Source organism: Stenotrophomonas veracruzanensis (genome assembly GCF_032911525.1).
Classification (GTDB): domain Bacteria; phylum Pseudomonadota; class Gammaproteobacteria; order Xanthomonadales; family Xanthomonadaceae; genus Stenotrophomonas; species Stenotrophomonas africana.
Genome location: NZ_JAWJTI010000046.1, coordinates 1 through 26,216, shown reverse-complemented (window position 1 = coordinate 26,216; position 26,216 = coordinate 1). Strand labels below are relative to the sequence as shown.

General features: G+C 66.9%; 23 protein-coding genes. 16 read left to right on the top strand and 7 right to left on the bottom strand.

All coding sequences use genetic code 11. The annotated features are described in order from the left end of the window. Nucleotides 1-163 precede the first annotated feature (163 nt). Nucleotides 164-2,074 (top strand): CocE/NonD family hydrolase, encoded by a 1,911-nt coding sequence (locus tag R1H25_RS18710; RefSeq protein ID WP_317224326.1) that lies wholly within the window; start codon nucleotides 164-166, stop codon nucleotides 2,072-2,074. Between the two features lie 120 nt (nucleotides 2,075-2,194). Here R1H25_RS18710 and R1H25_RS18705 read toward each other — a convergent pair whose 3' ends face one another. After that, nucleotides 2,195-3,148 carry an AraC family transcriptional regulator gene (locus tag R1H25_RS18705; RefSeq protein ID WP_317224325.1) on the bottom strand — a complete coding sequence of 318 codons (954 nt, stop codon included), beginning with the start codon at nucleotides 3,146-3,148 and terminating at the stop codon, nucleotides 2,195-2,197. A gap of 446 nt (nucleotides 3,149-3,594) precedes the next feature. On the opposite strand from R1H25_RS18705, the gene R1H25_RS18700 reads away from it, so the two are divergent. The 7 genes from R1H25_RS18700 to R1H25_RS18670 all read left to right on the top strand — a co-directional run bounded on the left by R1H25_RS18700 (nucleotide 3,595) and on the right by R1H25_RS18670 (nucleotide 11,515). Next, nucleotides 3,595-4,353, top strand: a complete 759-nt coding sequence (locus R1H25_RS18700; RefSeq protein WP_317224324.1) for an SDR family NAD(P)-dependent oxidoreductase — start codon at nucleotides 3,595-3,597, stop codon at nucleotides 4,351-4,353. A 161-nt stretch (nucleotides 4,354-4,514) separates the two neighbouring features. Continuing rightward, nucleotides 4,515-4,967 carry an MgtC/SapB family protein gene (locus R1H25_RS18695; protein WP_049445899.1) on the top strand — a complete coding sequence of 151 codons (453 nt, stop codon included), beginning with the start codon at nucleotides 4,515-4,517 and terminating at the stop codon, nucleotides 4,965-4,967. A 224-nt stretch (nucleotides 4,968-5,191) separates the two neighbouring features. Beyond that, a complete protein-coding gene (lldP, locus tag R1H25_RS18690) occupies nucleotides 5,192-6,850 on the top strand; it encodes an L-lactate permease (RefSeq protein ID WP_317224323.1) in 1,659 nt (552 codons plus the stop codon). Nucleotides 6,851-6,903: 53 nt separating this feature from the next. Next, a complete protein-coding gene (lldR, locus tag R1H25_RS18685; protein WP_317224322.1) occupies nucleotides 6,904-7,668 on the top strand; it encodes a transcriptional regulator LldR in 765 nt (254 codons plus the stop codon). A gap of 4 nt (nucleotides 7,669-7,672) precedes the next feature. Next, nucleotides 7,673-8,812, top strand: coding sequence for an FMN-dependent L-lactate dehydrogenase LldD (lldD, locus tag R1H25_RS18680; protein ID WP_317224321.1), 1,140 nt, complete (start codon nucleotides 7,673-7,675; stop codon nucleotides 8,810-8,812). Then, entirely contained in the window at nucleotides 8,809-10,509 is a 1,701-nt protein-coding gene (gene dld / locus R1H25_RS18675; protein WP_317224320.1) for a D-lactate dehydrogenase, read from the top strand. The genes lldD and dld overlap by 4 nt, the downstream gene beginning before the upstream one ends. A gap of 121 nt (nucleotides 10,510-10,630) precedes the next feature. Then, on the top strand, nucleotides 10,631-11,515 hold the full coding sequence (locus R1H25_RS18670; protein ID WP_317224319.1) for a hypothetical protein: 885 nt from the start codon (nucleotides 10,631-10,633) through the stop codon (nucleotides 11,513-11,515). Nucleotides 11,516-11,614: 99 nt separating this feature from the next. Here the strand turns inward: R1H25_RS18670 and R1H25_RS18665 are convergent, their stop codons facing one another. After that, nucleotides 11,615-11,911 carry an I78 family peptidase inhibitor gene (locus R1H25_RS18665; protein ID WP_049437761.1) on the bottom strand — a complete coding sequence of 99 codons (297 nt, stop codon included), beginning with the start codon at nucleotides 11,909-11,911 and terminating at the stop codon, nucleotides 11,615-11,617. Nucleotides 11,912-12,081: 170 nt separating this feature from the next. Here R1H25_RS18665 and R1H25_RS18660 point away from each other — a divergent pair, with 170 nt between their 5' ends. After that, on the top strand, nucleotides 12,082-12,738 hold the full coding sequence (locus R1H25_RS18660; protein ID WP_107379772.1) for a decarboxylase: 657 nt from the start codon (nucleotides 12,082-12,084) through the stop codon (nucleotides 12,736-12,738). A 68-nt stretch (nucleotides 12,739-12,806) separates the two neighbouring features. Next, on the top strand, nucleotides 12,807-13,586 hold the full coding sequence (locus R1H25_RS18655; RefSeq protein WP_049445891.1) for a CDP-diacylglycerol diphosphatase: 780 nt from the start codon (nucleotides 12,807-12,809) through the stop codon (nucleotides 13,584-13,586). Here the strand turns inward: R1H25_RS18655 and R1H25_RS18650 are convergent. Next, nucleotides 13,583-14,182, bottom strand: a complete 600-nt coding sequence (locus R1H25_RS18650) for a GNAT family N-acetyltransferase (protein WP_107379770.1) — start codon at nucleotides 14,180-14,182, stop codon at nucleotides 13,583-13,585. The genes R1H25_RS18655 and R1H25_RS18650 overlap by 4 nt on opposite strands. 218 nt (nucleotides 14,183-14,400) lie before the next feature. Between R1H25_RS18650 and R1H25_RS18645 the strand changes: the two genes are divergently transcribed. Together R1H25_RS18645 and R1H25_RS18640 are read left to right on the top strand one after the other, a co-directional pair. Next, nucleotides 14,401-17,127: a TonB-dependent receptor domain-containing protein gene (locus R1H25_RS18645; protein ID WP_317224318.1), complete on the top strand. Its 2,727-nt coding sequence runs from the start codon at nucleotides 14,401-14,403 to the stop codon at nucleotides 17,125-17,127. A 112-nt stretch (nucleotides 17,128-17,239) separates the two neighbouring features. Next, complete coding sequence (locus R1H25_RS18640; RefSeq protein ID WP_317224317.1) at nucleotides 17,240-17,911, top strand: hypothetical protein; 672 nt, start codon at nucleotides 17,240-17,242, stop codon at nucleotides 17,909-17,911. A gap of 29 nt (nucleotides 17,912-17,940) precedes the next feature. Here R1H25_RS18640 and R1H25_RS18635 read toward each other — a convergent pair whose 3' ends face one another. Further along, nucleotides 17,941-18,582, bottom strand: a complete 642-nt coding sequence (locus tag R1H25_RS18635; RefSeq protein WP_317224316.1) for a hypothetical protein — start codon at nucleotides 18,580-18,582, stop codon at nucleotides 17,941-17,943. A gap of 183 nt (nucleotides 18,583-18,765) precedes the next feature. Between R1H25_RS18635 and R1H25_RS18630 the strand changes: the two genes are divergently transcribed. Beyond that, nucleotides 18,766-19,926: an amidohydrolase family protein gene (locus R1H25_RS18630; protein WP_317224315.1), complete on the top strand. Its 1,161-nt coding sequence runs from the start codon at nucleotides 18,766-18,768 to the stop codon at nucleotides 19,924-19,926. Nucleotides 19,927-19,975: 49 nt separating this feature from the next. On the opposite strand, the gene R1H25_RS18625 is transcribed toward R1H25_RS18630, so the two are convergent. Both R1H25_RS18625 and R1H25_RS18620 read right to left on the bottom strand, forming a co-directional pair. Then, nucleotides 19,976-20,413 carry a DUF3806 domain-containing protein gene (locus R1H25_RS18625; protein WP_094000835.1) on the bottom strand — a complete coding sequence of 146 codons (438 nt, stop codon included), beginning with the start codon at nucleotides 20,411-20,413 and terminating at the stop codon, nucleotides 19,976-19,978. Between the two features lie 131 nt (nucleotides 20,414-20,544). Next, a complete protein-coding gene (locus R1H25_RS18620; RefSeq protein WP_317224314.1) occupies nucleotides 20,545-21,426 on the bottom strand; it encodes a LysR substrate-binding domain-containing protein in 882 nt (293 codons plus the stop codon). A 122-nt stretch (nucleotides 21,427-21,548) separates the two neighbouring features. On the opposite strand from R1H25_RS18620, the gene R1H25_RS18615 reads away from it, so the two are divergent. Together R1H25_RS18615 and R1H25_RS18610 are read left to right on the top strand one after the other, a co-directional pair. Beyond that, a complete protein-coding gene (locus R1H25_RS18615) occupies nucleotides 21,549-22,250 on the top strand; it encodes an ankyrin repeat domain-containing protein (protein WP_317224313.1) in 702 nt (233 codons plus the stop codon). Nucleotides 22,251-22,301: 51 nt separating this feature from the next. After that, nucleotides 22,302-23,759 (top strand): amidohydrolase family protein, encoded by a 1,458-nt coding sequence (locus R1H25_RS18610; RefSeq protein ID WP_317224312.1) that lies wholly within the window; start codon nucleotides 22,302-22,304, stop codon nucleotides 23,757-23,759. Nucleotides 23,760-23,848: 89 nt separating this feature from the next. On the opposite strand, the gene R1H25_RS18605 is transcribed toward R1H25_RS18610, so the two are convergent. After that, on the bottom strand, nucleotides 23,849-24,778 hold the full coding sequence (locus R1H25_RS18605; RefSeq protein WP_317224311.1) for a LysR family transcriptional regulator: 930 nt from the start codon (nucleotides 24,776-24,778) through the stop codon (nucleotides 23,849-23,851). Between the two features lie 93 nt (nucleotides 24,779-24,871). Here R1H25_RS18605 and R1H25_RS18600 point away from each other — a divergent pair, with 93 nt between their 5' ends. Further along, nucleotides 24,872-26,065, top strand: coding sequence for an MFS transporter (locus tag R1H25_RS18600; protein ID WP_317224310.1), 1,194 nt, complete (start codon nucleotides 24,872-24,874; stop codon nucleotides 26,063-26,065). The last annotated feature ends 151 nt before the right edge of the window (nucleotides 26,066-26,216 follow it).

Below are 26,216 nucleotides of genomic sequence, written 5' to 3'. Positions count from 1 at the left end.
CCCCCCCCCCCCCCCCACTACTGGTCTTCGGTGAGCGCAGCGGCACCGGGGGCACATGTGCCATCAGTCCTGCCTGCATCCGCCCCAGAATGCAAAGCCCGCCCACACTTCACGGCTCGGGGCAGGAGTAGGCTTGAGGCTTTCCTGCCGGGAGGGGTTGTCCATGCATGTGCGTGCCGTCGCTGTAGCCATTGCCCTTTGCCTGTCCAGCACCGTGCTGGCCGCCGATACCCCGCCGATGACCCCGGACATCAGCGGCAAGCCCTTCGTTGCCCCCGATGTCGGTCGTGACTACGACAAGCGCGTGGTGATGGTGCCGATGCGTGATGGCACCAAGCTGTATACCGTGATCGTGGTGCCCAAGGGTGCCCGCAACGCGCCGATCCTGCTGACCCGCACGCCTTACGATGCCGCTGGCCGCGCAAGCCGCAGTGATTCGCCGCGCATGCGCGACCTGCTGCCGCAGGGCGACGAGGTGTTCGTCGACGGCGGTTACATCCGCGTGTTCCAGGACATCCGTGGCAAGTACGGCTCCGAAGGCGATTACGTGATGACCCGGCCGTTGCGCGGGCCATTGAACAACACCAAAGTCGACCACTCCACCGACGCCTGGGACACCATCGACTGGCTGGTGAAGAACGTGCCGGAGAGCAATGGCAAGGTCGGCATGCTCGGCTCGTCGTACGAGGGTTTCACCGTGGTGATGGCGCTGACCGACCCGCATCCGGCGCTGAAGGTGGCGGCACCGCAGAGCCCGATGGTCGATGGCTGGATGGGGGACGACTGGCTCAACTACGGCGCGTTCCGCCAGGTCAACTTCAACTATTTCGCGATGCAGACCGAGAAGCGCGGCAAGGGTACGCCGCTGCCCAGCCTCGGCTACGACGACTACAGCACGTTCCTGCGGATCGGTTCGGCTGGCGACTACGCGCGCTTCACCGGCGTGGACCAGCTGACCTGGTGGAAGAAGCTGGTCGAGCACCCGGCCTATGACGGCTTCTGGCAGGGCCAGGCGTTGGACGCGGTGATGGCGAAAACACCGTTGAAGGTCCCGACCATGTGGCTGCAGGGCCTGTGGGATCAGGAGGACATGTGGGGTGCCAACCACGCCTACCAGGCCATGGAAGGGCGCGACAGTGGCAACAACCGCAATTACCTGGTGATGGGCCCGTGGCGGCACAGCCAGGTGAACTACAGCGGCAGCGAGCTGGGCGCGCTGAAGTTCGACGGCGATACCGCGCTGCAGTTCCGCCGTGATGTACTCAAGCCGTTCTTCGACCAGTACCTGGTGGACGGCGCGCCGAAGGCCGACACGCCGCCGGTGCTGATCTACAACACCGGCGAGAACCACTGGGATCGCCTGAAGGGTTGGCCGCGCAGCTGCGACAAGGGCTGTGCCGCCAGCAGCAAGCCACTGTACCTGCGGGCCGGCGGCAAACTGGCATTCCAGGCGCCGGCGACGGGCGAGAGTGACTTCGAGGAGTACGTGTCCGACCCGGCCAAGCCGGTGCCGTTCGTGCCGCGTCCGGTCCGCTTCGGTGACCGTGACATGTGGACCACCTGGCTGGTCAAGGACCAGCGCTTTGTCGATGGTCGCCCGGACGTATTGACCTTCATCACTGAACCGCTGACCGCGCCGCTGCGCATCGGCGGCGCGCCAGTGGTGCATCTGCAGGCCTCGACCAGTGGCACCGACAGCGACTGGGTGGTGAAGCTGATCGACGTGTATCCGGACCAGGAAGCGTCGACGCCGGAGATGGGGGGCTATGAGCTGCCGGTGTCATTGGCGATCTTCCGCGGCCGCTACCGCGAGAGCTTCAGCGATCCGAAGCCGCTGGCGGCCAACCAGGTGCTGCCGTATCGCTTCGACCTGCCCAACGCCAACCACACGTTCCAGAAGGGGCATCGGGTGATGGTGCAGGTGCAGTCCAGCCTGTTCCCGTTGTACGACCGCAACCCGCAGACCTACGTGCCTAACGTCTACCTGGCCAAGCCGGGCGATTACCAGAAGGCCACGCAGCGGGTCTGGCATAGCGCGGCGCAGGCCAGTTACATCGATCTGCCGGTGTACTGAGGCGGAGAGGACGACGCCGGGCATAGCCCGGCAGCACGTGGTAGTGCCGGCCGCTGGCCGGCATCCGCGATGGGGCAGGAGCGTGTCGACCAAGGTCGACACCTACCAGAACACCAGCCTTCAGCCCACCTTCGAGGGGCCCGTGCGCCAGCGGCTGGGCACCAGGCCGAAACGCTTGCGGAATGCAGCCGCGAAGTTGCTGGGGTGGCGGTAACCGCTGGCGGCGGCGGCCTGTTCAACCGTCCATCCGTCCTCGCGCAGGCCCTGTTCGGCGTGGCGCATGCGTTGTTCGTGCAGGTAATCGAACACGGAGCAGCCGTACTGCTGGGCAAAATGGCGGCGCAGCGAGCTGGGGCTCATGCAGGCCAGCTGGGCCAGTTCGACCAGGCTGTGGGCATGGCTGGGGTCATCATGCAGGTAGGCACGCACACGTTCCAGCCGCTCGCGCTGGCCGGCCCGCAGCGTTCGTACAGGGTCGGTCTGCAGATCCTCGGCCTTCAGGCCAACGGCCAGCAGCTGCAGTGCGACGCCTTCGCGCCACAACGCGTCGATGCCGTCCTCCCATGGGCTGTCGAACAGCTGGCCCAGCACCGGCAGCAGGGTATGCGGAATGGCCCAATGGCGGCATTCCAGGTGGGTGTTGAGCGCGGTCTCCAGCTGCGGCAGATGGAACAGGTCCGGATCGATCTGGCCGGGCACCATGACGCTGACGCCGCGCATGCGCGTTTCGCCGGGATGCGTACCAGTCATCTCGACCTCCTCGCGGTGGTGTGCGGTCATCGCCGTGCCAGCGCGAAGGGTGAAACCAGCGCGTCGCGGAACGCGCACATCGACCTCGCCCAGCAGCATCACGCGGATGGCCAGGCCGGGACTCTGCTGGGCCGTGGCGACATATGGAAAGCGATTATGGACGTCGGAGGCGATCAGACTCATGCCGCCGCGCAGGAACTGCTCGTTGACCTCGCCATGGCCGGCCCACTGGTCGTCGCGCAGGTGTTCCGGGTCGGCGCGGTAATCGAAGCCATGACGGTGGCCGAAGCGGCGGTAATCGGCAAAAGTGAAATATCGGGACATCGCTCGGCACGTGCTTTGGAGGTGGACGCTGGCATTACCTCGCCCACGCGCTCTGCAACGCAGATGCAGATCCGGTCATTACCCGTGCAGACGTGCTGGAAGGCAGTGGCGTGGGCACTCCGGATGGTGGGGGAACACCAGATTGAATGGAATGTGTCGCAGAAACTGGAAACGTTTCCCATTGTCGCCTCGATTCGCGCGCTTTTGATTTAAATAGGGTCAAAACGATTGACGATTACGGCCAAAGTGAAAATGCCGCCGAACATACGCCGGCGTTTTGCATGCATATCCGTACGCAATTCCATACATCAACTTGAGTTGAGGTTTCATGGCTGGAACGATCATCCGTAGGCGCGATGTCAGCCAGGTCATCACGGGCGCACGCGTAGGGTGGCGCAGTTGGCTGTTGCAGGCCACTTCGATGCCCCCACTGATGGAGAACGCAGATGATTGACTACCAGCTCACCGGCAAGACCGCGATCGTGACCGGCGGCGTATCTGGAATCGGCCTGGCCGTGGCGCAGACGCTGGCCGCGTCCGGCGCGCGGATCTCGGTCTGGGATCTGAAGCAGGATGCGGTCGATGCGACCGTGGCGCAGTTGCGCGATGCCGGTGCGCAGGCCATCGGCATCGCGCTGGACGTCACCGACGACGCTGCGGTGGAGGCAGCGGTGCAGCGCACGATCAAGGAGCTCGACGGCCTGCATGTGGCGGTCAACAACGCCGGTATCGGTGGGCCAGCCGCCAGCAGCGGTGACTATCCGATCGATGGCTGGCAGCGCGTGATCGACGTCAACCTCACCAGCGTGTTCCTGTGTCAGCGTGCGCAGATCCAGGCAATGCGCGCTGCTGGAACCGGCGGCAGCATCATCAACATGGCCTCGATCCTGGGCCAGGTGGGCTATGCCGGTTCCACCGCTTATGCGGCGGCCAAGCACGGCGTGGTCGGGCTGACCCAGACCGCCGCGTGGGAGCATGCCGCCGACGGCATCCGTGTCAACGCGGTCGGTCCAGGCTTCATCAGCACACCGCTGCTGGAGAAGATGGACCCGAAGGTGCGCGCCACGCTGGAAGGCCGCCACGCCTTGAAGCGGCTGGGTACGGCCGAGGAAGTGGCGGTGCTGGTGGCCTGGCTGGCCAGCGACGATGCCTCGTTCGCGACCGGCGCGTACTACGCCATCGATGGCGGCTACCTGGCGCAATGAGCGAGTGCGGTCAGCAGATCCACGCAGGGCGTGGATGCCTGACCGGTGGACCCACGCCCTGCGTGGATGAGGACGTGCGGTGAAGAGGGCGTGCCATCGCCTTCACTCCCGCCCTACGACCGCCGAGCAAGGCTCCGGGAAAAACACCCGGAGCCTGACCCATGGAACTTACCCAGGATGTCTCGATCCTGCTGCGCGTCGCGACCGCGATGCTGTTCGGCGGCGTGCTCGGCGTCGAGCGCGAGATGGGCAAGCACGCCGCCGGCCTGCGCACGCACATGCTGATCGCGGGGGCCGCCGCGTTGATCGTCGGCCTTGGCGACTCGGTGGCCGAGCATTTCCAGCAGGAGCGTTACCGCGACCTGCTGCAGGTCGATCCGGTGCGCCTGATCGAAGCGGTGGTGGCCTGTGTCGGCTTCGTTGCCGCCGGCACCATCCTGCGTGGGTCACGCGAGGACCAGGTCAGCGGCCTGACCACGGCCAGCTCGCTGATCATGGCCGCGGCCATCGGGATTGCGGTGGGGATCAGCAAGTACGTGATCGCCATCGGCGTGAGCGTGCTGTGCGTGCTGGTGCTGGCGGTGATGCGGCGGTTGGAGAAAAGGATTTCTTAGGGAAGCCCGAGTTGCCGGCCAGAGGCCGGCACTACCGTGACGACCCTAATGGTCGTACCAATATTCCATCTAGCTCTATGGTCTAATAGGCTCTTCGTCTGAGTGGCGGTTAAATCCGCTGCAAGTGGTCTGATCGAAACCATTATTGGTAGGACCAATAATCGACAGCCACGGCGATCCACCGCCTGCGGTGGGGCACCTTCCGCATCCAGTCGAGAGTCTTCATGCAGCCCTGGCAACACCTGTACGACCCCGCCGGCAACCTGTGGTTGTCCAGCCTGATCGCGTTGCTGCCGATCGCGTTCTTCTTCATTGCCCTGGCCGTGCTGCGCATGAAGGGCTGGCTGGCCGGCACGATCACCGTGGCCATCGCGCTTGGCGTGGCCCTGTTGTTCTACCGCATGCCGTTGACCCAGGCGCTGGGTGCGGCCGGCTTCGGCTTCGTCTACGGCCTGTGGCCGATCGCGTGGATCATCATCGGCGCGGTGTTCCTCTACAAGGTCTCGGTCAAGACCGGTCAGTTCGACATCATCCGCGCTTCGATCCTGTCGGTCACCGAAGACCAGCGCCTGCAGATGCTGATGGTCGGCTTCGCCTTCGGTGCCTTCCTGGAGGGCGCGGCCGGTTTCGGTGCGCCGGTGGCGATCACCGCGGCATTGCTGGTCGGGTTGGGCTTCAAGCCGCTGTATGCCGCCGGCCTGTGCCTGATCGTCAACACCGCGCCAGTGGCGTTCGGCGCGATGGGCATTCCGATCATCGTGGCCGGGCAGGTCACCGGCCTGGATGCATTCGAGATCGGCCAGATGGCCGGTCGCCAGCTGCCGTTCCTGACCATCATCGTGCTGTTCTGGATCATGGCGATCATGGACGGCTGGCGTGGCATCAAGGAAACCTGGCCGGCAGTGCTGGTGGCCGGTGGCTCGTTCGCCATCGCGCAGTACCTGACCTCGAACTTCATCGGCCCGGAGCTGCCGGACATCACCGCTTCGCTGGCGTCGCTGGTCTGCCTGACCCTGTTCCTGCGCCGCTGGAAGCCGGTACGGATCTTCCGCTTCGATACCGAAACCAGCGCCCAGGCGGCCGCACAGGCACTGGAGGCGCCGCGGTACAGCGTCGGCCAGATTGCCAGGGCGTGGTCGCCGTTCCTGATCCTCACCGCGATGGTCACGCTGTGGAGCATCAAGCCGTTCAAGTCGCTGTTCGCGGCGGGCGGCCCGCTGGAAAGCTGGGTGCTGAAGCTCCCGGTGCCCGGCCTCGACCAGAGGGTGCAGAAGATGCCGCCGATCGTGGACGCGCCGCTCAGCTACGAGGCGGTCTACAAATTCGACTGGTTCTCGGCCACCGGTACCTCGATCATCCTCGCGGCGGTGATCGCGATCATCGCGCTGCGCATGCCGGCGCGGTCGGCACTGCAGACCTTCGGCGAAACCGTGCGTGAGCTGCGCATGCCGATCTACTCGATCGGCATGGTGCTCGCGTTTGCCTTCATCGCCAACTATTCGGGTCTGTCGGCAACGCTGGCGCTGGCATTGGCGCACACCGGTGACGCGTTCCCGTTTTTCTCGCCGTTCCTGGGCTGGCTGGGCGTGTTCCTGACCGGCTCGGATACCTCGTCCAATGCACTGTTCTCGGCGCTGCAGGCGACCACCGCACAGCAGATCGGGGTGTCCGACGTGCTGCTGGTGGCGGCCAACACCACCGGCGGCGTCACCGGCAAGATGATCTCGCCGCAGTCGATCGCCATTGCCTGTGCTGCGGTCGGCCTGGCCGGCAAGGAATCGGACCTGTTCCGCTTCACGGTCAAGCACAGCCTGATCTTCACCACGATGGTCGGCCTGATCACCCTGGCCCAGGCCTACTGGCTGACCTGGATGATTCCCTGAGCCATGCCGCGCGGCCTGACCCTCTGTTACACGCTTCGGGCCACAATGGCGCCATGAGCACGCAACGTATTTCGGACAAGGTGGCCGCGCAGCTGCGCGGCCTGGTGCAGGAACAGCGGCTGCAGCCGGGCGACCGGCTGCCGGCCGAGCGCGCCCTGGCGGTGCAGCTGGGGGTCTCACGCACCGCGTTGCGCGAGGCAATCGCGCAGCTGGCCAGCCAGGGTCTGCTGACCGCACGGGTTGGTGGCGGTACCTACGTGGCCGAACCTGCGGCGCGCGCGCGGCAGGCGCTGGATGAACCGCTGGCGCCGTATCTGCCGCTGTTCCAGGGCGACCCGGAGTACCGCTTCGACGTGCTGGAGATCCGTCACGCGCTGGAGGGTGCCACTGCCTGGCATGCAGCGTTGCGTGCCACCGACGAGGACCGCACGCGCATCGCGCAGGCCTTCCAGACCATGATGGACGCGCACGGCAAGGACGACCCCACCGGTGAAGCGGAGGCCGACGCGGCCTTCCACCTGTCCATCGCCGAGGCTTCGCACAACCTGGTCCTTCTGCAGGTGATGCGCGGCCTGTTCGAACTGCTGCAGACCAACATCTCGCAGAGCCGCGAAAAGCTCTACACGTCGGCGAGGACCTTCTCGCCGCTGTCCGACCAGCACCGCGAGATGATGGACGCGGTGCTGGCCGGCGACCCCGAACGCGCGCGCGCCGCCGCGCATGCCCACCTCGAGTTCGTGCACACCACGCTGCGCATCCTCGATGACAACGAAGCCCGGCGTGCGCGGGCCTCGCGTCTACCTTCCCCACACGGTTGACCCCATGATCATCTCCGCCTCCACCGATTACCGTGCCGCAGCGCAACGCCGGCTGCCGCCGTTCCTGTTCCACTACATCGATGGCGGCGCGTATGCCGAGCACACGCTGAAGCGCAACGTTTCCGATCTGTCCGACATCGCGCTGCGCCAGCGCATCCTGCGCAACATGTCCGACCTGAGCCTGGAAGCCGAGCTGTTCGGCGAAAAACTGGCGATGCCGGTGGCGCTGGCGCCGGTCGGCCTGACCGGCATGTATGCCCGGCGCGGCGAAGTACAGGCGGCGCGCGCGGCTGATCGCCGTGGCATCCCGTTCACCCTGTCCACCGTATCGGTGTGCCCGATCGAGGAAGTCGCCCCGGCCATCCAGCGGCCGATGTGGTTCCAGCTGTATGTGCTGCGCGACCGTGGCTTCATGCGCAATGCGCTGGAGCGGGCACAGGCCGCGGGCGTGACCACGCTGGTGTTCACCGTGGACATGCCGGTGCCGGGCGCGCGCTACCGCGATGCACACTCCGGCATGAGCGGCCCGAATGCCTCGCTGCGCCGCATCGGCCAGGCCATCACCCATCCGCACTGGGCGTGGGACGTGGGCCTGTTCGGCCGCCCGCACGATCTGGGCAACATCTCCACCTACCGCGGCAACCCGACCGGGCTGGAGGACTACATCGGCTGGCTGGGCAGCAACTTCGATCCCTCCATTTCCTGGAAGGACCTGGAGTGGATCCGCGAATTCTGGAAGGGCCCGATGGTGATCAAGGGCATCCTCGATCCGGATGACGCGCGTGATGCGGTCACGTTCGGTGCCGATGGCATCGTGGTCTCCAACCACGGTGGCCGCCAGCTGGACGGCGTGCTGTCCACCGCCCGCGCATTGCCGGCAATTGCCGACGCGGTACAGGGCGATCTGAAGATTCTCGCCGATTCAGGCATCCGTACCGGGCTGGACGTGGTGCGCATGCTGGCGCTGGGTGCCGACACCGTGCTGCTGGGGCGCGCCTTCGTCTATGCGCTGGCCGCGCAGGGCGAGGCCGGCGTGGCCAACCTGCTGGACCTGATCGCCAAGGAAATGCGCGTGGCGATGACACTGACCGGCGCACGCCGCATCGCCGACATCGGCCGCGATTCGCTGGTCAACCTGCCATGAATGGCGACGATGCCGTGCTGGCACAGTTGCGCGACGCAGTCGGCAGACGCCATGTACTGACTGGCGACAAGGCCACGCGCCGCTTCCGGCGTGGCTACCGATTCGGCGACGGTCCGGTGCTGGCGGTGGTGCGCCCGGGCACCCTGCTGGAGCTGTGGCACGTGCTGCAGGCGGCGGTGCAGGGTGGGGCGGCGATCATCCTGCAGGCGGCCAATACCGGCCTGACCGGCGGCTCGACCCCGGACGGCAACGACTACGGGCGGCCGATCGTGCTGGTCAGCACGCTGCGCCTGACCGGCATCCAGCTGTTGAACGAGGGCCGCCAGGTGCTGTGCCTGCCCGGTGCCACGCTCGACCGCCTGGAGCAGACGCTGGCACCGCTGGGCCGTGAACCGCATTCGGTGATCGGCTCGTCCTGCATCGGCGCCTCGGTGCTGGGCGGCGTCTGCAACAACTCCGGCGGCGCGTTGGTGCGCCGTGGCCCTGCCTACACCGAGCTGGCCCTGTATGCGCAGGTCGATGCGCAGGGCCAGCTGCAGCTGGTCAACCATCTGGGCATCGCGCTGGGTGATACACCCGAGCAGATCCTGCAGCGACTGCAGGCTGGCGACTATGCGGCTGCCGACGTGGGTGACGGCGACGGCCGCGCGGCCTCCGATCCACGCTACGCCGACGAAGTGCGCCGGGTCGATGCCGATACCCCGGCGCGCTTCAACGCTGATCCCAGCTGCCACTACGAAGCGGCCGGTTCGGCCGGCAAGCTGGCGGTGTTCGCGGTGCGCCTGGATACCTTCGAAAAGGAGGCCGCCGAGGTCTTCTACATCGGCAGCAACCGCACCGACAGCCTGACCGCGATCCGGCGCCAGCTGCTGACCGGATTCGAGCGCCTGCCGATTGCCGGTGAGTACATCCACCGCGATGCCTATGACATCGGCGAACGCTACGGCAAGGACAGCTTCCTGCTGATCGACCGCCTCGGCACCGCACGTGTACCTGCCGCGTTCGCATTGAAGAGCCGCGTTGACGGCTGGTTCGAACGGCTGGGCCTGCGTGGGGTGACCGACCGGGTGATGCAGGTGCTGACCGGCCTGCTGCCTTCGCACCTGCCCAAGCGCATGGGCGAGTTCCGCCAGCGTTATGAGCATCATCTGTTGCTGAAGGTCTCCGCGCAGGACGCAGCAGAAACCGAGGCCTGGCTGCGCGACTTCTTCACTGGCCACGAAGGTGGCTATTTCCACTGCACGGCGGAGGAGGGGCGCAAGGCGTTCCTGCATCGCTTCGCCGTGGCCGGTGCCGCGGTGCGCTACCGCGAAGTGCATCGTGACCAGGTGCAGGACATCGTGGCGCTGGACATTGCCCTGCGCCGAGATGATGCCGACTGGTTCGAGCAGTTGCCGGCCGATATCGACGGCCGCCTGCTGCACAAGCTGTACTACGGGCACTTCCTGTGCCACGTGTTCCACCAGGACTACATCGCGCGCAAGGGCGAAGACCCGATGGCGATCGAGCACGCGATGTGGGCGCTGCTGGACCGGCGTGGCGCCGAGTATCCGGCCGAGCACAACGTCGGCCACCTGTACCCGGCCAAGCCCGCATTGGCCGGGTTCTACAAGCAGCTGGACCCGAGCAATACCTTTAATCCGGGCATCGGCCAGACGTCGAAAGCCAAGGGCTGGGGGAGCTGCGACTGCGGATGATGTAGAGCCGAGCCTATGCTCGGCTGCTCTTCCCGACAGACAGCAGTCGAGCATGGCTCGACTCTACAAAGGTGATGGCGGGCAACGGTTACCATCGAAAGCCCAGCCGCAGGAGCCATCCATGCCTACCGCTACCGCCCGTGCCACCCTGTACGTTGCACTACTGGCTACCCCGGTGCTGGCGCTGGCCCAGGGCTCGATCCTGCCGCAGCAGCGCGATGCCGCCGGCAATGTGATGGAGCCGCTGGGGCAGGTGCTGATCGCGAGTGAGACTGGGCCGTCGGGGCTTTATGACTGCACGCGGGACGGCAACTGGTGCGTGCGCGTGCAGCCGGTCGCCGAGGAGGGTGACCGGCCGAGCGTGCTGGAAGTGCTTGAGAAGGTGCCGGGCCAGGGCAAGCCGCACACCTACCACGTCAGCATCGACGTGCCGCAGGAAAGCGAGCTGTCACTGTGGCCATGGATCGTGCGGCTGGCCCCAGGCGTGGGCAGCGGTGAACCAGTGACCGATCCGCAGCAGCGCGCCCGCCAGAATGTGCTGGTGGGTGGCATCGTCACGTTCAGCGCCATGTACTCCGGTGGAGGTGCTGACGCGTCCACGCTGCAGCTGGCACGCGTACGCCACCTGCAGGACGACATCCAGGTGGACGACGACGTGCTGACCGTGCCATGGCTGGGCAATGCGATGATCCGCGCGTGTTTCAGCGAGCAGGACGTGAAACAGCGCGCGGGTGCCTGCCACGACGAATACGGCTTCTCGGCGAAGCTGGCGCTGGATACGGCTGCCGAGGGCATGCCGGTGCTGCGCTACCAGACCGTGGCGACCCAGTTCCCTGCCGGCGCTTCACGCTTCGAGGATTCGCTGGCCAAGGGCCCGCTGAAGAAGCAGGATCTGCGCAGCCAGCAGGACCCGGCGTGCACCTACACGCGGCTGTTCCGCTTCGGGGAGGGAATGTTCCATCCCGACCAGGCGCTGCCGGACTGTGCCGGCTATACCGAACCCTGAACCCTGTAGAGCCGAGCCCACGCTCGGCTGGCTTTCCGTGCGGCCTGACCGGAGAGCAGCCGAGCGTGGGCTCGGCTCTACAGAAACCTGCCGCCGCGCTTACTCGCAGCGGGTGGCGGTGATGATGTTGTCCTTGTCCACGAACACGCGCAGGCGGTCCTGGCGGATGTCCTTGGTGGTGATGGTGCTGGGGCCGATCGGGTTGACCAGGCCGGCACCGCTCTCGCGGGACAGGCGGCGGATGTTGGGTTCATTGGCTGGCTGGCCGATCGCCCAGCCCAGCTGGCTGGCGTCGCAGCGGCCGCTGCCTTTGACTTCCGGGCCAGGCGTACTGACACAGGCCGACAGCAGCAGGGCAGAGGCCGGCAGCAACAGGGACAGACGGAATGCAGACATGCGAGCGCTCCTGCGCAGGGAAGATGGCGGGAACGATAGCACCGAGCGTGCGAAAGGCGTCAGCGTCCCGGTCATTGCCGGCACAGCGTGGTCATTGCATAGTGGGAGGAATGGCTGGCAGTACGCCAGCGGGCAGGCCGGGCCTTTCCGGCGCAGGTGTTGGATACGGTATGACGGCAGGCAGTTTCCGCGGCAAAGACAGGACGATGACGGCGCTGGTGTTGTCGTTGCTGGGCGTGGCGTTTGCCGCCTCCGCTGCCGATCCGGAACCCGCGCCGGTCGAAACCCCGGTATTCGGTGCCTGGCGCAACCTGCAGACCGAAGCGGGCTACGAGCCTGCGCAGCGCAACCTGGCGTTTGCCATGCTGCCGCAGGCGGCGACCCGAGGCGATCGTTTCGCCATCCTCGACCGTGAAGGCAAGCGGACGGTGTGCTGCCTGCAGGTGGCCAGTCCCTCGCTGGGCGTGGCTGCGCTGCGCGAGCAGTACCACCTGCCGCAGGCCTGGGTGACCGACCTGAGCAATGGCCGCAGCCCCGCACGCCCCTATGTGCCGCACGTCTATGCGATGCAGCGGGTGGACGAGCTGGTCGACTACAGCTTCGCCGATGTGCCTGGCGCCTACAGCGACCTGGGCGGGCTGCTGATTCCGGAAGGTGCCGCGCTGGAGGCCGACGGCAGCGCCGTGCGCCTGGGGGACACCCGCTACCCGCTGCATTTCCAGCGCCAGCCGCACGCCGATGACGATGGCGCGCTGGACCGCTACAGCCTTCAGGCCGGCGAGAGTGCCGCCCCGATCGTGGTTGAAGTGCCGTTCGGCACCTACTGATTGCAGTACTGCACTGGCTAGAATGCAGCGCGGCGCCGTCTGCCGTGCCTGTTCCGTGAGTCGTTTCCGTGTCCCTGCGCTCCTTCCTGCTGCCGTCCCTGCTGCTGTTGTCCGCCTGTGCCAGCGCGCCACCGCCGGCGCCGGCCCATTCCGATGCATTGTGGCGATTGATCGAACGTGACTGCCGGGGCGCCGAAGGTCCACGCGGCGACTGCCTGCGCGTGGAGACGGCCGCAGACCGCCGCGATGTGCTGGTCAAGGACGCGCACGGCGACTACCAGTTCCTGCTGATGCCGCTGGACAAGGTCAGCGGTATCGAGAACCGCAGCCTGTACCAGCGCGGTGCACCGAACTACTTCGCTGCGGCCTGGCAGGCGCGCAGCCACACCGAACAGGCCTTGCGGCAACCGCTGCCGCGCAACGTCGCCAGCCTGGCATTGAACTCGCCGCACGGCCGTTCGCAGCACCAGCTGCATATCCATGTGGATTGTCTGCGTGCCGACGTGCTGCAGGCGCTGGACACGCATGCTGCCGCCGTCGGCAGCCGCTGGGCACCGTTGCCGGTGCTGCTGCGCGGCCATCAGTACCAGGCCCGCCTGCTGCCGGGCGAGGAACTGACCGCCAATCCGCTCAATCTGCTGGCCTATGACCTCGCTGGCGTGGACGACGTGGGCCAGTGGAGCCTGGTCGTGGCCGGCCGGGACGCCGTGCAGGGCGGTCCGGGCTTCATTCTGCTGGCCACCCGCGTGGACGCTGGAACCGGCAACGAGGCCAGCGCTGAAGAACTGCAGGACCACGCGTGTTCGGTGCTGACCGGTGCCGGCAATGCGCTGGAGCGGGTGCGCTAGTCCAGCGCGCGATGCTGGCCGCGCCACATCGGCGCGGTCAATGCCAGCAGCTGGCGATCCTGCCAGCCATCCAGATCCAGATGATGGTCGCGCAGCAGGCCTTCCTGCTCGAAGCCGAAGGCGTGCAGCGCAGTGGCGAACGGGTCATTGCAGTCTGGTGGCAGCATCACGAACAGGCGATGCAGGCCGACATCGTCGAACAGGAACGGGCACAGCGCCCGCAGCGCGGCGTCGGTATGCGGGTGCCAGTGCTGCAGCGACAGCAACTCGGCACTGCGCGCGTGCAGCGACTGCAGGCGGATATGCAGCTGATCCAGCACCGTGCCGTGTTCGTCGTCGAACACCCCCAGAAGCAGCTGATCGTTGTCCTGCTCCAGCCGTGAGCGATGCATGTGGGCGAGAAAGCGTGCCTCCTCGTCGATGTCGCCGGGTTGACGGCGGCCGCGCCGGCGGCGGTCATCGAACAAGCGCCAGCGTGGCAGATCGGTGCGTAGGAATGGACGCAGGGTGACCGGCGCCGCCTGCAGCTGCAGCAGATGGCGGCGCTGCACCGGGCGCAGCGGGGGAAGAGCGGGGGGCGGGTACGGGGTCGTCATCCCAGCAACAATGGCCGTGCCAGCAGCGCCAGACCATTCAAAACATTGCAAAAACACGCCGGGCATCGGGCCGGCCCTGATTCGGTTCAGGCATAAGCCCATCAGGGCTGGTCATTTCCGTTGAAACCATCCATTCAGGACACTTTCGTTACGGGATCGTTATGCGCCGCTCAGGCCGCTGCTCCCGTACCACCACCACCCACTCCCCCAGGAAGCCCATGTCCGCCTTTCACAAGGCGCTGCGCCCGCGTCCGCTGGTGCTCGCGCTGTCGTCCCTGATGCTGGTCTCGTTGCCGGCCTTCGCGCAGGAAAGCGCACCCGTCTCACTGCAGGAAGTGAAGGTCACCGGCTCGCGCATTCCACGTGCCAGTGTCGAGGGACCGTCGCCGGTGACGGTGATCAGCCGCGAGCAGATCGACGCGCAGGGTTACCGCAACGCCTTCGATGCGCTGAGCGCGCTGACCGAGAATACCGGCAACGTGCAGGGCGAGGACTTCGGCAATACCTTCACCCCGGCCGCCAACACCATCAACCTGCGCGGGCTGGGCCCGAACCGCACGCTGGTGCTGGTCAACGGCCGCCGCCAGGCCGACTACCCGCTGGCCTACGAGGGCTCGGTGAACGTGGTCAACCTGGCCAACATTCCCAGCGCGCTGATCGAGCGCATCGAGGTGCTGGCTGCGGGTGCGTCGGCGGTGTACGGCTCCGATGCCATCGCCGGCGTGGTCAACATCATCCTCAAGGACCGCTTTGAGGGTGTGGACGTGAACGTGCGCGCCGGCGGCACCCAGCAGGGCGGTGGTGACAACCAGCGCGCGCAGGTGGTCGGTGGCAGTTCCGGCGAGCGTTGGGATGCATTGTTCGGCTTCGAGTTCGATGTGCGCAAGGCGATCCATGCGCGCCAGCGCGACTTCATGGATTCGCTGGATGATGACCCGGCCGGCAAGGCGCCGCAGGCGACCGCGATCGCCTATCGCCGCAATGCTGCCACCGGTCGCAACATCGATCCGGGCGTCAACGGCTGCGAGGCAGCGTCGGACATCTATGGCGGCAGTGTGTTCCGCGCCAACAACCCGCGCCAGGGCTGGTACTGCGGCAGCAATGAGGCAGCGGCCAGCTACTGGACGGTGCAGACCGAGAAGCGCAACCTCAACGGCTACGGCCTGTTGACCTTCCACGTCAACGAGACCACCGACCTGTTCGCCGATGTCGCCGTGGGCAGCGCGCGGATCTACAACAACACGCGTGCACCGACCTGGACCTCGGCCCGCAACTACTTCTACAACCAGACCACCGGCAACCTTGAAAGCTGGTATCGCCGCTTCGCGCCGGAGGAAATCGGCGGCCTGCCGCGCAATGCCAACCGCTTCCTGGAAAACTCGTGGTCGTTCAATGTCGGCGCACGTGGCCAGATCGGCGACAGTGGCTGGGACTATGAGGCGGTCTACAGCCGCTCGCGTTACGAGAACCGCACCCGCCGCCCGGTGCTGCTGGCTGGCATCAACGAATACCTGCTCGGCCCGAAGCTGGGCGTACGCAACGGCGTTGAGATCTATGCGCCCGACCCGGCACGCCTGTTCAAACCGTTGACCCCGAACGAATACGAGGGGCTGTCCGACTACCAGGAAAGCCGCAATGCGGCATGGCTGCAGACCTTCAGCGCCAGCGTCAACGGCCGCCTGTTCGCGCTGCCTGGGGGCGACGCTGCATTGGCAGCGGTGGTCGAAGCCGGCAGCCAGGGCTACCGCAACCGCCCGGACCCGCGCCTGGGCAGCGGCGAGTTCTGGAATACCAGCGCCGGTATCGGTGCCGGCGGCGAGCGTGACCGCTATGCCGCAGGTGTGGAACTTCAGCTGCCGCTGCTGCAGTCGCTGACCACCACGCTGGCAGGTCGCTATGACCAGTACCGTGCTGGTGGCGAGCACATCGGCAAGGCGACCTGGAGCTTCGGCGTCGAGTTCCGTCCGGTCGAGAGCCTGCTGATCCGCGGTACGGCGGCGACCAGTTTCCGTGCGCCGGACATGAACTACGTGTTCGCCACCGAAACCCGCGGCTACAACCCGGGCATGACCGACTACTGGCGCTGCCGCACCGCAGGCCAGTCGTACGACAACTGCGACTACAACGGCCTGTCGATCGATTACAGCAACCGCGCCAATGCGCAGCTGCAGCCGGAATCGGCCAAGTCCTATGGCTTCGGCGTGGTCTGGTCACCGCTGTCCGGGCTGGATTTCAGCGCCGACTACTACGACATCCGCATCGACAACGAGGTGACCAGCCTCGATACCAGCCGCATCCTGCGTGACGAGGCCGATTGCCGCCTGGGCCGCACGCTGGGCGGCGAAGCGCGCGATATCGGTTCACCGCTATGCCAAGACGCGCTGTCGCGGGTGATCCGCAACCCGTCCAATGCGACCGTGCAGCCGGACCAGGTGACCCGTGTGCTGATCAACCCGATCAACGCCGCCTCCGAATCGGTGCGCGGCCTGGACCTGAAGGGCAACTGGCGTTTCGATGCCGGCCGCTACGGCCGCTTCACCACGCGCCTGGCCTACACCGTGGTGCTGGAGCACAAATACCGGCAGTTCTCCGATGATCCGGAGCGTGACATCCGCAACTCGCTGGATGACTACCAGTGGCGCAGCAAGGCCAACGGCAGCATCACCTGGAACCAGGGTGACTGGACCACAACGCTGTACGGCAACCGCTTCGGCTCGCTGCCGAAGACCGATGGCAGTGGCCGCATCGCGCCGTACATGACCTACAACGCCAGCGTGTTCCGCCAGTTCGGCGAGAACCTGTCGGTGGGCGTGATCGTCAACAACCTGCGTGACAGCCGCCCGCCGGCGGACAAGAACGGTGGCGGCTGGCCGTTCTACCCGGTCGGCAACTACGACCCGTATGGCCGCCAGTACTGGGTGCAGCTGGACTACCGGTTCCGCTGATCCGGCAGGCGAACGAAAGGCCCGGCATTGCCGGGCTTTTCTTTGTGCGATGCACATATGCGAAGGCGCGCGAGCTGGCATGCTTCGGCCATCAAGACCAAGGATGGCAGTCATGGGCGCAGGAAGAGCGTGTTTACTGGCGGGGGTGCTGTTGGTGACAGCGGGGTGCAGCGGTGACAATGCCGGGGCGGCCGTAGACAGTGCTGATGTTGCCGCGGCGCCGGTATCGGCAACAGCCGTTGCGTCGAAGGCACCGTTGGGCAACATGCCCGATGCGGGACCGGCGGCTTCGGCGCAGGCAGCAGACCAGACGCTCGGTGCTGCATCACCTGCATTGACTGCCCATGGCAGGAAGCCCACGACACGGGGGAGCCTGGACGGTGAAAACATGCTGATGAGTGAGGGTGCACTGTCCGACCAGGAGGCCGGCAAGGTCATCGGTTCCAGCAAGGCCTATGCTCGGGCCTTGCTGCAGTTCGAGCGTGATGCCGCGGGCAATCCCGACGCGCAGGATCTGACCACGCTGTACCGCGCGGCAGTAGCACGCACGCTGGGGCCGGACATGGCGCTGGCCTCCTTCGCTTGTGGCTACAGCCTGTGCATGGGCGAAATCCACAGCCGGAATGCCAACGGATTCAGCCACTGGACCAGAACGTTCGGGGACGACAGTGCTGCGCCACAGTACGCGTTCATGAGTGGCGAATTCCTGCAGGGCGGGGGGCAGTCGATCGGCCGTTTCGTGTTTTCCACCGACCCGGCGGCGAATGGCATTACGACGCGGTAGCGCCGGACCACGCCCGGCGATACATCAAGCTAGGGAAGCGCCTGCATCAGGTACGACTCGATGACATAGCTGAAAGGCTGGTGCTTGCGGTCGCGCAGCAGGGCGCGCACTTCCAGGATCACGCCGTGATCGCCTTCGCCCCGCGGCGGCCAGAACGTCTGGTCGGCCAGGGTCTGGCGCTGGAAACCCAGCGGGCCGACCACGCGACCGAACGGTTCATCGGTGCTGTCCAGCACCTGGTTCATGGCCGGGCTGAGATGGCCGGGCAGGTACCAGTTGTCGGCCTCGGACAGTACGCGGCTGCCGCAGACCAGCTGCACGCGGCGATAGCGCAGGTCGGCACCCGGCTTCACGCCCAGCGCCTGCAGTACGTCGGCGGGCGCGGGCTTGTCCTGGCCGTGTATGCGCACGGCGCGCACCCGCGCCTGTTCGGCCAGGCCGTGCTCGGCGCACCAGTGTTCCAGCGTGGCGGTGGCGCTCTGCCCGGACAGCACGCGCTGGTGCAGGCGCTCGACCAGTGCAGCCGGGGCGATGCGCTGCTGGCCCGGCGGGGACTGCAGCGGCGCAGCCGCCGCAGCATCAGTGGCTGACAGGCTGGCGATCGGGGCGGCGGCAAGCAGGGACGCGGCCTGCCAGCGGCGGAGACGATCGTGGCGGTCGGACGGGCCCATGCGGCTTCACAGCGGAGACAGGCGCCCATGTTACCCGTTCAGGGGTGTGCACGGCGTGGCTGCGACCGGTTGTCGCAGGAGTAGCCATCGTTCTGATGAATGCGTGCCATCCGGATATTTCGTTGGCCGATGGCTGTGTCGAGGCGCACGATGGCGCCATTCTTGGCTTTCCGGGAGTTCCCGATGACCCTCCAGTTCGTCCATGGCGGTGTCGACCGCGACGGTGCGCCGCTGAATTTTCATATCCGCGATGGCCGCATCAGCGGACTCAATGGCGAGGCCGCGCCGGCCGACGGGGCGGAATGCGTCGACCTGCAGGGGTTCGCGGTGCTGCCCGGGCTGGTCGACGGCCACATCCACCTCGACAAAAGCTTCGTTGGCGACCGTTGGCACCCGCACCAGCCGGTGAACAGCCTGCGTGAACGGCTGGCGGTGGAAAAGGCGGCGGTGGCGGCTGCGGCACCGATGGTGGACCGCGCCGAGGCGCTGATCCGCCAGTGCAGTGCTTTCGGTACGGTGGCGATGCGCTGCCATGTCGATATCGACGCGAGCACCGGGCTCGGCCATCTCGAAGCGGTGCGCGAGGCAGCGTTGCGCTGTGCCGACATCATGCGCATCCAGCTGGTGGCGTTCCCGCAGGCCGGGGTGATGTCCTGCCCGGGTACTGCCGCCGTACTGGAGCAGGCGCTTGCTGCGGGCGTGGAAGTGCTCGGCGGCATCGACCCCACCACGCTTGATGGTGATGCCGAAGGCCAGCTGGCGCTGCTGTTCGGCCTGGCCGAGCGCTACGGCGTGCAGCTGGACATCCATCTGCACGAGCCCGCTGAAACCGGCCTGGCGCAGTTGCTGCGCATCGCTGCGCGTACCCGGGCCGCCGGCCTGCAGGGGCGTGTTGCGGTCAGCCATGCCTATGCGCTGGGCGAGGTGCCGCTGGCACGCGCGCTGCAGGTGGGCGAGGCGCTGGCGACGGCGGGTGTGGCGATCATGAGCAACGCGCCGGGCGATCATCCATTCCCGCCGCTGCGCGCGCTGCATGATGCCGGTGTGCGCGTGTTCGCGGGCAACGACAACATCCGTGACTGCTGGTGGCCGTATGGCAACGGCGATCTGTTGCAGCGGGCGATGCTGCTGGGCTACCGCTCCGGCTTCAATACCGATGCCGACCTGATGCTGGCGCTGGACATGGTGACCACCCATGCCGCACAGGTGATCGGGCTGCCACAGTACGGCCTTGCAGAAGGACATCCGGCCACCTTCGTGGCGGTGCGTGCCGACCACGGCCCGGCCGCCGTGGCCGGGGTGCCGGTGGAGCGCCGCGTGGTGGTCGACGGCCGCTGGCTGTAGATTCACGCCGCGCAACCCCGTGTAGTGCCGAGCCATGCTCGGCGGCCTTTCAGACGTAATCGTCGGCACGGGTGGCGACGAATTCCTCAAGCCACGCCAGCAGGTGGGCGATGTCGATGATCTCGCCCTGCTCGACGCGCTTGAGCAGCAGCGTGCTGGCGCCGATCTGCAGGCTGCTGTCGGCATAGCGCAGCACCGCGTCGATGCCCCAGGCATCGGTGACCTGCATCCAGGCCAGGCCCGGCACGCGCTGGGCCAGGGTGTCACCGAACGCCACGCCCAGTGCTTCCCAGCCATCGCAGTCATCACGGTCGATCAGCTCGGCATCGACCACGCGCTGCAGCGTGGTCGATGCCAGCGGCCATTGCACTGGCAGGGTGGGAAAGCCGGCGGCCACGCGCGCGGCGATCAGCGAGCGCTGGTGCTGCAGATGCGTCTGCAGTGCAGCGGGCAGGGGATCGAAGCGGGCGGGGATTTCGTCGGACATGACAAGGCGCCGTGGGGCACGGAAACAACAGGCACTCTAAGGGGCGATGTTGCCCGCCGTGCGGCCGGATTGACCAAGTTTCGATGCTTGATGCGCGAACGGCATCCGCGCATGACGTGGATCTACCGCGGTCAGTCCGGTTCGCGCTGCACCTGGCGCCACAGCTCGCTGGCCAGTGCGCGCACGGCATCGTCGGCGTCGGCACGATGCAGCAGGCCGATCTCGTAGTTGTCGATCACCGGCAGGTCGCGCTCGCCATCGATGATGCGGTGTTCGCGGCTGACCGCGCGACGCGGCAGCAGGCTGATGCCGATGCCATCGGCCACCGCACCCTGGATGCCACTCAGCGACGAGCTGGTGAAGGCGATGCGCCAGCGCAGGCCCAGCGCCTCCACGGCGTGGATCATCTCGTCGCGGTACAGCCCGCGTGGCGGGAAGGTGACCAGCGGCAGCGGGTCCTGCTGCAGGCAGCTGCTGCGCAGGCTGTCGATCCAGTGCATCGGCTCGCGCCGGCAGTGCACGGCCTGGCGGCTGTTGCGGCGTTGCTTGACCAGCACCAGGTCCAGCTCGCCGTGGTCGAAGCCCTGCGCCAGGTCACGGCTGAGGCCGCTGCTGATCTCCAGTTTCACCTGTGGATGGCGGCGGCTGAAAGCGGCCAGCATGCGTGTGGTCTGTGCGTTGACGAAGTCCTCGGGGACACCGATGCGCACCGCGGTTTCCACGGTGGCGCCGGCCAACGCCTGTGCCATTTCCTCGTTCAGGTCGAGCATGCGCCGCGCGTAGCCGAGCAGGGTGTGGCCGGCGTCGGTGGGGTGCACGTCGCGGTGACCTCGCTCGAGCAGGCGATGCCCGGCCAGTTCCTCCAGCCGGCGCACCTTCTGGCTGACCGTGGACTGGGTTGAATGCAGGCGCGTGGCCGCCGTGGTGAAGCTGCCGCAGTCGGCCACCATCACCAGCGCCCGCAGCAGGTCCAGTTCGAACAGGGTTCTATTCGATTTGGCACTGTCTTGCATTTGAACATTTCACTTCTGGATACCCGGGCCGACTTCTACCATGCAGGGCAGGGGCCGGCAATGCCCGGCTGTTGCTACCGTCGCACGGCGTTCCGTGGCGACGGCCATGAGGAGACACCGTCATGCGCGTCCATCGTTCCCCTGGCTGGTCTGCGCCGTTCGCGCGCGTGCTGCTGCTGTTCCTGCTGGCCATGGTCACCCCGGCCTGCACCGCAGCGTCCAAAGCCGACGTCGATGGCCGCCTGCGCGATGCTGCCACCCGCGGCGATGCCGATGCGGTGCGACAGGCGATCGAGGATGGCGCCACGCTGGAGGCGCGTGATGGCCAGGGCCGCACCGCGCTGCTGCTGGCCACGCATGGCAACAATGTAGACGCCGCGCGTGAACTGATCGAAGCCGGCGCCGACGTCAATGCCAAGGACGCCATGCAGGACAGCGCCTACCTGTATGCCGGTGCGCGCGGCCTGGACGAGATCCTGGCGATGACGCTGGCGCACGGCGCTGACCTGCGCAGCACCAACCGCTATGGCGGCACCGCCTTGATTCCCGCCGCCGAGCGCGGCCACGTCGCCACCGTGCGCACGCTGCTGCGTGCCGGCGTGGCTGTGGACCATGTCAACCGCCTGCACTGGACCGCGCTGCTGGAGGCCATCCTGCTCGGCGACGGCGGCGCGCGCCACGTGCAGATCGTGCAGCTGCTGCTTGAAGCCGGTGCCGACCCCGAGCTGGCCGACGGCGACGGCGTGACGCCGCTGGCGCACGCGCGCCAGCGCGGCTATACCGGAATTGAAACCCTGCTGCGCCAGCACGGCGCGGTGCGCTGAATGCAAACCCCTTCCACCCGCACGCTGGGCGTGCCTATCAGGATGCTGTCCATGTTCCGTTCCCGTCCGTTGTCCCTTGCCATCCTCCTTGCGGTGGCGCCGCTGTCGGCGTCTGCTGCCGAGCGCGCCGACCTGCTGATCCGCAATGCCACCGTGGTCGATGTCGAGCACGCCAGCACCCTGGCCGGGCAGAGCGTGGTGATCCGTGGCGAGGATATCGTGGCCGTCGGCCCGGACGCGCAGCTGCGCAGCCAATGGAGTACGGCCCGCCAGATCGACGCCAAGGGCAAGTACCTGATTCCGGGCCTGTGGGACATGCATGTGCATTTCGGCGGCGGCCCCGCGCTGATCGAAGAGAACAAGGCACTGCTGCCGCTGTACATCGCGCATGGCATCACCACGGTGCGTGACTGTTCCGGCGATCTGCCCGAGCAGGTGCTGCAGTGGCGTGGCGAAATCGCCAAGGGCACGCTGTTCGGCCCACGCCTGCTCAGTTCGGGCGCGAAGATCGAAGGCATCAAGCCGGTCTGGAAGGGCACGATCGAAGTGGGCAGTGAGGCCGACGCCGACAAGGCGATCGCCCGCCTGCAGCACGACAAGGTCGATTTCGTGAAGATCACCGACAGCACGCTGAAGCCGGAGCTGTTCCTGTACTCGGCCAGTGCTGCGCGCAAGGCCGGCTTCAAGGCCTCGGGTCACATTCCGATGGCGCTGACCGTGGAGCAGGCGGTCGATGCCGGCCTGGCTTCGATCGAGCATCTGGACTACGCATTCAAGGCCGGCAGCAAGGACGAAGCGAAGATCGCCGCCGACTTCGGTGCCGGCCGCATCGATCGCGCCGAAGCCAACCGCCGCCTCGACGCCAGCTTCGACCGTGACACTGCGATGCATGCCTACCGTGATTTCGCCAAGCGTGGCGTATTCGTGACCCCGACCCTCAACGGTGGCCGCATCCTCGACTTCCTTGACCAGGATGACCACGCCAAAGATCCGTACCTGGCCTACATCGGCCCTGGCCTGCGCGCGACCTACCAGTGGCGCGTGGACCGCGCGGCGAAGGCCACGCCGGCGCAGATCGAAGCGCGCCACGCGCAGTACCACCAGGTGGCCGCAGTGCTGCCGATGCTGCAGGAGGCCGGCGTGACGATCATCGCCGGCACTGATGCAGGCTTCCTCAACTCGTTCAACTTCCCGGGCATCGCCCTGCACCAGGAGCTGCAGCTGTTCGTGAAGGAGGGCCTGAGCGCACCGCAGGCGCTGTCGGCCGCAACCCGTTCCGGCCCGGCCTGGTTCGGCCAGATGGACCGTTACGGTGGTGTTGCACAGGGCAAGGCGGCCGATCTGGTGCTGCTGACCGCCAACCCGCTGCATGACATTGCCGCCACCGAAAAGATCGACAGCGTGATCCTGCGCGGCAACGTGTATGACCGCGCCGCGCTGGACAAGATGCTGGCCGAGACCAAGGCCAAGGTCGCAGCGTGGAACGCCGAGGCGGCCAAGGCCAACTGATTGCGGGGTCGGACGGAATCCACGCATCGCGTGGATCTATCCGTACCCTCGGCAGATCCACGCCACGCGTGGGTGATGCGGCCGGTGACCTAGCGTGGTGCCGGCCGCATTCCATGCAATTGCGGCAGCGCTGCTTTCATCGCATCGATGAAGGCGCGCAGCCGTGGCGGCTGCTGGCGCGCGGCGGGAAACACCACGTGTACCGGCAGTGCCGGCGCCTGCCAGTCCGGTAGCAGCTGCACCAGCCGCCCTTGTGCGAGGTCCTCGGCCACCAGCCAGGCCGAGACCACCGCTGCGCCGAGCCCGGCACATGCGGCTTGTTGCACCACGAACAGGTTGTCGCTGAGCAGGCGCGGGCTGATTGAAAGGGTATGCGCGCGCCCCTGCGCGTCATGCAGCAGCAGGCGTTCGCGGTAGTAGGTGACCAGCGAGATCCACGGCAGTGACTGTGCCTGTTCGGGCGCACCGACTGCTGTGGCGTCCACCAGTGAGGGCGCCGCTACGACGATGCGTGGTACCTCGGCGAGCGGCAGTGCGACCATGCGCGGTTCGTCGACGGGGCCCACCCGCACCGCGCAGTCAATGCCTTCCGCGATGAAATCCGGGCGTCGATCTTCCAGGATCCACTCCAGGCTCAACTGCGGGTGCTGGGCGAGGAACGCAAGCATGGTCGGCAGCAGCTGCGCCTGGCCGAATGCGTGCGGCACCATCACCCGCAGGCGTCCGCGCAGCGTTTCCGGCTCGCCGTGGAGTTCGGCCTGCAGCGACTCCCATTCGTCGACCACGCGTTGCGCATGGCGCTGGCAGCGCAGGCCATCCTCGGTCAGCTGCAGGCCGTGAGTGGAACGCTGCAGCAGGCGCAGGCCGAGCTGCCGTTCCAGTGCCTGCAGGCGGCGACTGACCGTCGGCTGGGTGGTGCCCAGCTGCACGGCCGCAGCAGACAGGCTGCCGGCATCGACGATGCGCAGGAAGGTGCGCAGCAGATCCAGGCGATCGGCGCCGGTGGCGAGGTCGTTCATGCGTTTCACGTATGAAGTTTATGTGCAAGAGCCTACTACAGACGCTGGGCGAATAGGGGCAGGATACGCCCACTTCCTCCACCGGACTCCCCCATGTCTACCCCCTCGCTGTCCGCCGCCGCCACACCCGCGAGCGCACCCTCCACCCCGCTGGTGCTGGCGATGGCCGCCGGTGCAGGCTTTTCGGTCGCCTCGCTCTACTACAGCCAGCCGATGTTGGGCCTGATTGCCCAGGACCTCGGCGCAGGCGAACGCGCCGCTGGCCTGGTACCGACCCTGACCCAGCTTGGCTATGCACTGGGCATCCTGCTGTTGGCGCCGTTGGGCGACCGCTTCGACCGCCGCAACCTGATCCTGTTGAAGTCCGCGTTGCTGGCACTGGCACTGGGCGCCGCAGCGATGGCCGGGCACCTGCCGGGCCTGCTGATGGCCAGCCTGCTGGTCGGGCTGATGGCCACGCTGGCACAGGACATCGTGCCGGCCGCTGCGGTGCTGGCGCCGGATGCACAGCGCGGCCAGATCGTCGGCCGGGTAATGACCGGCCTGCTGCTCGGCATCCTGTTGTCGCGCGTGGTCAGTGGCGTGGTGGCCGAAGCATGGGGTTGGCGCACGCAGTTCGTGCTGGCCGCGGTATCGGTGGCGGCGATGGGTGCGGTGATGGCGCGTGCGCTGCCGCGTTTCGCACCGACCAGCACGCTGCGCTATCCGGCATTGTTGGGTTCGTTGCTGGCGTTGTGGCGCGAGCAGCCGCAGCTGCGCCGTGCGGTGGCCAGCCAGTCGTTGCTGGCAGTGGGCTTCAGCGCGTTCTGGTCGACCCTGGCGCTGATGCTGCATGCACGTCTGGGCCTGGGCAGTGCGGCGGCGGGTGCGTTCGGTATCGCCGGTGCGGCCGGCGCAATGGCCGCACCGTTCGCCGGCCGCTTCGCTGATCGACTGGGTTGCCATGCAGTGGCGCGGCTGGCGATTGCAGTGGCGCTGCTGGGCTTCGGCCTGTTGCTGACCGAGTCCTGGCTGCCGGCCGCCGCGCTGCTGCCGCTGCTGGTGGTGAGCGCGCTGCTGTTCGACTTCGGTTTCCAGTCGGCGCTGGTGGCGCACCAGACCCTGGTCTATGGCCTGGTGCCGCCGGCACGCAGCCGCCTCAATGCGTTGCTGTTCACGGGCATGTTCATCGGCATGGCCGCCGGCGGTGCGTTGGGCAGCCTGGCGCTGGCGCAATGGGGGTGGCACGGCGTCGCCTGGCTGGCGGTGGTGTGTGCGGGCGGCAGCCTGCTGCTGCGTTTGAAGTAGGGGGGTGTTTGGCAGGGCTTGCAGCCCTGCACCTGCTGGAGGCAACAGCTACAGCAACGGCAACGGCAACGGCAACGGCAACGGCGGGTTTCCTGTGGGGTGGTGGGTCGGTGTCGGAGTGCGGGGACGCCGCAAGTACGTCCTTGTAGGC